At 70.4% G+C, this 5,525-nt stretch carries 7 protein-coding genes and 1 pseudogene; 2 read left to right on the top strand and 6 right to left on the bottom strand.

The window, feature by feature from the left end:
- From AD428_RS21880 to AD428_RS21865, 4 genes and pseudogenes are all read right to left on the bottom strand, one after another.
- Positions 1-350, bottom strand: a pseudogene (locus AD428_RS21880) (helix-turn-helix transcriptional regulator); the annotation flags it as partial.
- Between the two features lie 84 nt (positions 351-434).
- Entirely contained in the window at positions 435-773 is a 339-nt protein-coding gene (locus tag AD428_RS21875) for a hypothetical protein (protein WP_053246138.1), read from the bottom strand.
- Between the two features lie 159 nt (positions 774-932).
- Complete coding sequence (locus AD428_RS21870; protein WP_053246137.1) at positions 933-1,178, bottom strand: DUF3820 family protein; 246 nt, start codon at positions 1,176-1,178, stop codon at positions 933-935.
- A 102-nt stretch (positions 1,179-1,280) separates the two neighbouring features.
- The gene (locus AD428_RS21865) at positions 1,281-1,766 is read right to left on the bottom strand and encodes an OsmC family protein (protein WP_053246136.1); all 486 of its coding nucleotides are present in this window, start codon (positions 1,764-1,766) and stop codon (positions 1,281-1,283) included.
- Between the two features lie 142 nt (positions 1,767-1,908).
- Between AD428_RS21865 and AD428_RS21860 the strand changes: the two genes are divergently transcribed.
- Together AD428_RS21860 and AD428_RS21855 are read left to right on the top strand one after the other, a co-directional pair.
- Positions 1,909-2,334, top strand: coding sequence for a copper resistance protein NlpE (locus AD428_RS21860; protein WP_053246574.1), 426 nt, complete (start codon positions 1,909-1,911; stop codon positions 2,332-2,334).
- 63 nt (positions 2,335-2,397) lie between these two features.
- Positions 2,398-3,138 (top strand): ABC transporter substrate-binding protein, encoded by a 741-nt coding sequence (locus AD428_RS21855; protein WP_053246573.1) that lies wholly within the window; start codon positions 2,398-2,400, stop codon positions 3,136-3,138.
- A 10-nt stretch (positions 3,139-3,148) separates the two neighbouring features.
- Here the strand turns inward: AD428_RS21855 and AD428_RS28570 are convergent, their stop codons facing one another.
- Entirely contained in the window at positions 3,149-4,282 is a 1,134-nt protein-coding gene (locus AD428_RS28570; protein WP_235491068.1) for a class I SAM-dependent methyltransferase, read from the bottom strand.
- 156 nt (positions 4,283-4,438) lie between these two features.
- Positions 4,439-5,461 carry an ABC transporter ATP-binding protein gene (locus AD428_RS21845; protein WP_053246572.1) on the bottom strand — a complete coding sequence of 341 codons (1,023 nt, stop codon included), beginning with the start codon at positions 5,459-5,461 and terminating at the stop codon, positions 4,439-4,441.
- Positions 5,462-5,525: the final 64 nt, after the last annotated feature.

Genomic DNA, 5,525 nt, shown 5'->3' with positions numbered 1-5,525 from the left:
AGCCACCCGGCTATCTCGTCCGGCTCCAGCGCAAAGCCCTGGCGCAGCTGCGCCAGGGGCGTGCGCAGGGACACGAAGCGCAGCGCGCCGCGGGCGTCGAACTCATGATCCATGGACAGCGAATCGCGGCACAGGCTCACGTGCAGCAAAGGCCCGCTGACCTGGGCCGCGGGGCCGCCGCGCACCTGATAGCGCAATTCGCCGTCGAGCACCAGCACCACCTTCAGCCCCGGCTCCAGCGCCTCGGTCACGGGCCGGCCATCCGTGGCGCGCAACGTGCCGCCCGCCAGCGACAGTACGGGCGCGGCGGACGATACGGTCCAGTCGGGCTGGAGGCGGGCGGCGTTCACGACGGGAAGCATCGGGCAGGTAAATGAAAGTGAATATTATTACCACCCTCCGCCGCGGCCACAAGCGCGCCGCCGAGCGGCCCCTTATTGCTGCTGGCGGCGCTGCTGCAATGCCTGCAGGCACTGGGCCACGCCCGCCTGCATCTGCGCGTTGGACACCGCGGCCCGGTCCGACACCTCGCGGCAGCGCTGATACTCCGCCAGGCTTTCGGGCGTGTCGCGCACAGGCGCGGGCGCCGAACCCGCCCCGGGCGTCACGGTAATGCGCAAGGTGGACGGCGGCGACTGGCTGCCGTCGGGCGAGCGCGTGCTGGGATACTGGTATTCCTGGGTGGCGGGCGGCGCGGCGTTCTGCGCCTGCGCCAGTCCAGCCGCGCACAGCGCGGCGGACGCGATGAGGGATTTGCAGAGGGATTTCTTCATAACGGCCTCGGTTCGATGCGCGGAGCCGGAATCGAAACCGGGTCCAGGGTCCGCGCGTGCCGGCCTATCGTATCGCCCCGTCCGCGCGCTGGCGGTGCCAAGACGATACATGGAAGAACGGATTTGTTTCTCCCGGTTTCCCGAAGGCTGCGGGGCGCCTCAGCCTGGGCCGCCCCGGCCGTGCCGCTCGGGCGCGGAGGTGCGCAGCGGGGCGAGCAGGCCCCGCAGACCGTTGTGGTCGAGCTCGTGCATGAGCGCCAGCAGCCGTCCCAGCTCGCCCGGCGGAAACCCCTTGCGGGCGAACCAGGCCAGGTACGGGCCCGGCAAGTCCGCGATCAGCCGCCCTTCGTACTTGCCGAAAGGCATGCTGCGGGTGACCAGCAGATTGAGCAGTTCGGGATCCATGACGGGCGTAGCGGCAGCGGCGCGAAAGAGAAGGAAGACGGCCAGTCTACGCCATCGCGCGCGTGGCCGCCGGAAAGCGTCCTCCCCGAAGCGGCGCCCGTCTCAGCCCGCCTGCGAGATGCGCGGCTCGCAGCGCACCGGAAAATTCACCGAGTTCGCGATGAAGCACAGATGATGCGCGCGCTCGTGCAACGCGGCGGCCAGCGCCGCATCGTCGCCCTGGCGGATGCGCACGTCCGGCCGCAGCGTCACGCTGGCGAACGCGCCCCCGCCCTCCGCGTTTTCGGTCATGACGCCCTCGGCCTCGTCCTGGTACGACTCCACCACGATGCCGGCCTGCGCGCACAGGTGCAGGTACCAGAGCTTGTGGCAGGCCGACAGCGACGCCGCCAGCAGTTCTTCCGGATTCCAGCGCGCGGGGTCGCCGCGAAAAGCCGGATCGGACGAGCCCGGTATCGCCGGCTTGCCCGGCGCCCGGATCTCATGGTTGCGGGAATAGGCTCCGTAGGAAGCCGTGCCCGCTCCCGTGTTGCCGGTCCACCGGACGGCGACGCGGTAATGATGCGCTTTGCGATTCGATGCGCTCATGAGAGAGACTCCATGCGCGGCCCGCAAGGCCGGGGGCATAGCGTAGCGCAGCCGCGCGCGGCACGGCTTTACATTCGGTTTCAGCTCCCCCGCGCCCAACTCCGTATCGTGAACGGCGTTTTGCCAACAGGAGCTCGCCATGATGCCGAAAACCGCCTTGACCTGCGCCCTGAGCCTTGTCCTGATCGCCGGCTGCGCCCCCACGCAGCCGCCGGACGCCCGCGCCACGCCCGCCGACCGCCACACCTCGCGCGACGCGCTGGACTGGCAGGGCAGCTACGAAGGCACCCTGCCCTGCGCCGACTGCCCCGGCATCCGCGTGCGGCTCACGCTGATGCAGGACGGCCGCTACGAAAAGCAGACCCAGTACCTGGACCGCGAACCCCGGCCCGAAACCGTCACCGGCACCTTCAACTGGGAATCGGACGGCGGCACCATCCGCCTGGACGCGGCCGGAGACAGCCAGCGCTATTTCGTCGGCGAAAACCAGGTCACCCTGCTGTACCGCGACGGCACCCGTCCCACCGGAGCGCTCGCGCCGCATTACGTGCTGCGCAAAGTTCCGTAGCGGCCGCCGCGGCGAGCCGCTATGCTTGGGCGTCTCCGACTTCCTTCCGCCGCTGCCGCAGCCATGACGCCCGATTCCGACCTGCTTGCCGCCTTCGCCCCCACCGGCGCCCTGCGCGCTTCCATCAACCTGGGCAATCCCATACTCGCCGGCACCGATCCGGCCACCGGCCAGCCTCGCGGCGTGTCGGTGGACCTCGCCGGCGAACTCGCCCGGCGCCTGGGCCTGGAACTGGAACTGGCGGTATTCAAGACCGCCGGCGACTCGGTCAACGCCGTCGCCGCCGGGCAGGCCGACGTGGGCTTCTTCGCCATCGACCCCAAACGCGGCGAGCAGATCGCCTTCACCGCGCCCTACGTCATCATCGAAGGCGCCTACCTGGTGCGCCAGGACTCCCCCATCGCCCGCATGGAAGACGTGGACCGCGCCGGCCAGCGCATCGTGGTCGGCAAGGGCAGCGCCTACGACCTGTACCTCACCCGCGAAATCAAGCAGGCGGAAATCTTCCGCGCGCCCTCCTCGCCGGCCGTGGTGGACACCTTCCTGGGCGAAAACATGGAAGTCGCCGCCGGCGTGCGGCAGCAACTGGAAGCCGACGCCCGCCGCCTGGGCGGGCTGCGCCTGCTGGACGGCCATTTCATGCTGATCCGCCAGGCCATGGGCCTGCCCAAGCGCCGCGGCGGCCGGGCCGCCGCGTGGCTGGCCGCCTTCGTCGAGGACATGAAACGCACGGGCTTCGTGGCCGGCGCCCTGGCCCGCCACGGCACTCCAGGCGCCTCGGCCGCCCCGCCCGAAACCGCCTGAACCGCCCGCCTCAGCCCGGACGCCGCCTCAAGAACACGTACAAGTGGCGGAAAGAATCATCGACCGGATGCCGCGCCCCTTGCACGCCCGCGATGCCCGGCGGCGCTTCCTCGAACAGGCCGCCCGCCAGCGGGTCCACCGGGAACCCGAACCGTTCGGGAAAGTCGTTGTAGCCCAGCACCAGCAGGCCGCCAGGCTTGAGCACCGCGTGGCACTCGTCCAGCAGGCGCAGGAAATCCGCCTCGGTATCGATGCCGAAACCGATGATCCCGTTGGCGATCAGCGCATCGAACGCCGCCCTGCCGTAATGCGCGGACATCTCCAGTGCGCTGCCCACCCAATGCCTGCCCGCGCGACCGTACACGGCCATGTGCGGGTTGCAATCCAGCGTGTGGAAATCCACCCAGGGCAGCAGGCGCGGATAGTGCCAGTTGTGCTTGTCCAGGCCCACGAACAGGCACCGCAGCCCGTCGGGCAGCTCGCGCGCCAGCTCGTTGAGGCGGCCGAAGATCTGCTGCTCGAGGAAATCGCGATTCGGGGCGCGCAGCCGGAAATCGATATCGCAACGTTCGGCCAACGCCGGCGACAATTTGAACAGCGCCCGCTTGAGCGCATAACGCAGTTTGAACATTCCCGCTTTTCTCCGCATGGGTTGCGCGGACCGGCGGCGCATGCCGCCGGAAAGGCGGCGGCGGGCCGGCCGCCTGCGGGAAAGTAAGAAAGCGGCATGGGCGGCGGTATGGGACGCGATGGACGCGGAAACGTGATTTTTCTGAAAGCGGGCGGCCAGGCTAAGGCGTGTTCCCCCGCCCTGGAGAAGGCAGCGCCAGCACGCCCCGCGCCGCCTTCCAGCCGCACCTGGCAGCACCCGGTCGGGGGCGGCCGCCGCCGCGCCCGAGCCGCCGCTGGAGCCGCCCGGCGCGCGCCGGATGTCGTAGGGATTGCGGCTCAGCCCGGTGAGCGAAGAAACATTGGTGATGCCGCATGCCAGCTCGTGCATGGCGGTCTTGCCCAGGATCACCGCCCCCGCCTCCCGCAGGCGGCGCACCACGGCGGCGTCGCGCTCCGCCCGCAGCGTGGCCAGCGCCAGCGCCCCGGCCGGCAGGGGCAGGCCCGCCACGTCGAAGTTGTCCTTGACCAGCAAGGGAATGCCATGCAGCGGCCCGCGCAGCCGGCCCGCGGCGCGCCCGGTATGCGCGCACCAGATCCTGCGACGAATACAGCCCGGCCGCCATCCCCGCCTGCAGGGCTTCCATGCCCTGTTCGTACACGGCCCGTTCCGCCGCCGCGGCGCGCCGGCTCAACGGAAATGACAGGCGACCCATTGCGTGCCGGGCGTGGCGCCCGGCCCCCCCGGCCGCTCGGTCAGCGCCGGCTGCCGTTCGCGGCAGACCGGCTGGGCCAGCGGACAGCGCGTGTGGAACCGGCAACCCGAAGGCGGATTGGCCGGGCTGGGCGGATCGCCGGGCAGCAGCTTGCGCTGCGCAGGCCGGTGCGGATCGGGCACGGGCGCGGCCGACAGCAGGATCTCGGTGTAGGGATGCAGCGGCCGGGAGAACAGCGTGTCGCGGTCGGCCACCTCCACGATGCGGCCCAGGTACATCACCGCCACCCGGTGGCTGATGTGCCGCACCACCGCCAGATCATGCGCCACGAACAGGTAGGCAATGCCCATTTCCTGCTGCAGGTCCATCAGCAGGTTGATGACCTGCGCCTGCACCGATACGTCCAGCGCCGACACCGGCTCGTCGCACACGATGAGTCTGGGGCGCAGCGCCAGCGCCCGGGCGATGCCGAGCCGCTGGCGCTGCCCGCCGGAGAATTCATGGGGATACTTGCGCATGGCCTCCGGACGCAGGCCCACCTTGGAAAACAGCCAGGCCAGCTCTTGCTGGCGAGGACGCCCGCCGGCCGCCGGAAAATTGCGCAGCGGCTCGCCCACGATCTCGCCAGCGGTCATGCGCGGATTCAGCGACGCATACGGATCCTGGAAAATGATCTGCATGTGGCGCCGGTACTCGCGCATGCGTTCGGGCGGCAGGTCGAGCAGCTCCTCGCCGTCGAGGCGCACCGACCCCGACGTGGGCTGGATCAGGCGCAGCACCGCTTTGCCTGTCGTGGTCTTGCCGCAGCCCGACTCGCCCACCAGGGCCAGGGTTTCGCCTCGCGCAACCGAGAACGACACGCCGTCCACCGCCTGGATGACGCGCTGGGCGCGCCGGAACAGGCCGCGCGCTGCCGGGTAATGCTTCTTGAGGTCGCGCACCTCCAGCAGCGGCGCTTGCGCGTCCTGCCGCGGGGCTCGGGAATCTGAAACGCTCATGCCAGGGTTCCGTCGAAAGCGGCGCGCAGCGGGCCGCGGGAGGGAGAGGCGGCGGCCGGGCGGG

It is taken from the genome of Achromobacter sp. DMS1 (genome assembly GCF_001270295.1).
The sequence above is the reverse complement of the archived record's forward strand: the minus strand, read 5'-3'. Positions and strand labels throughout refer to the sequence as shown.

Excerpts from the sequence above, each read along its gene's own strand:
- AD428_RS21875 (WP_053246138.1), bottom strand. The coding sequence starts at position 773 with ATGAAGAAATCCCTCTGCAAATCCCTCATCGCGTCCGCCGCGCTGTGC.
- AD428_RS21870 (WP_053246137.1), bottom strand. The coding sequence starts at position 1,178 with ATGGATCCCGAACTGCTCAATCTGCTGGTCACCCGCAGCATGCCTTTC.
- AD428_RS21865 (WP_053246136.1), bottom strand. The coding sequence starts at position 1,766 with ATGAGCGCATCGAATCGCAAAGCGCATCATTACCGCGTCGCCGTCCGG.
- AD428_RS21860 (WP_053246574.1), top strand. The coding sequence starts at position 1,909 with ATGCCGAAAACCGCCTTGACCTGCGCCCTGAGCCTTGTCCTGATCGCC.
- AD428_RS21855 (WP_053246573.1), top strand. The coding sequence starts at position 2,398 with ATGACGCCCGATTCCGACCTGCTTGCCGCCTTCGCCCCCACCGGCGCC.
- AD428_RS21845 (WP_053246572.1), bottom strand. The coding sequence starts at position 5,461 with ATGAGCGTTTCAGATTCCCGAGCCCCGCGGCAGGACGCGCAAGCGCCG.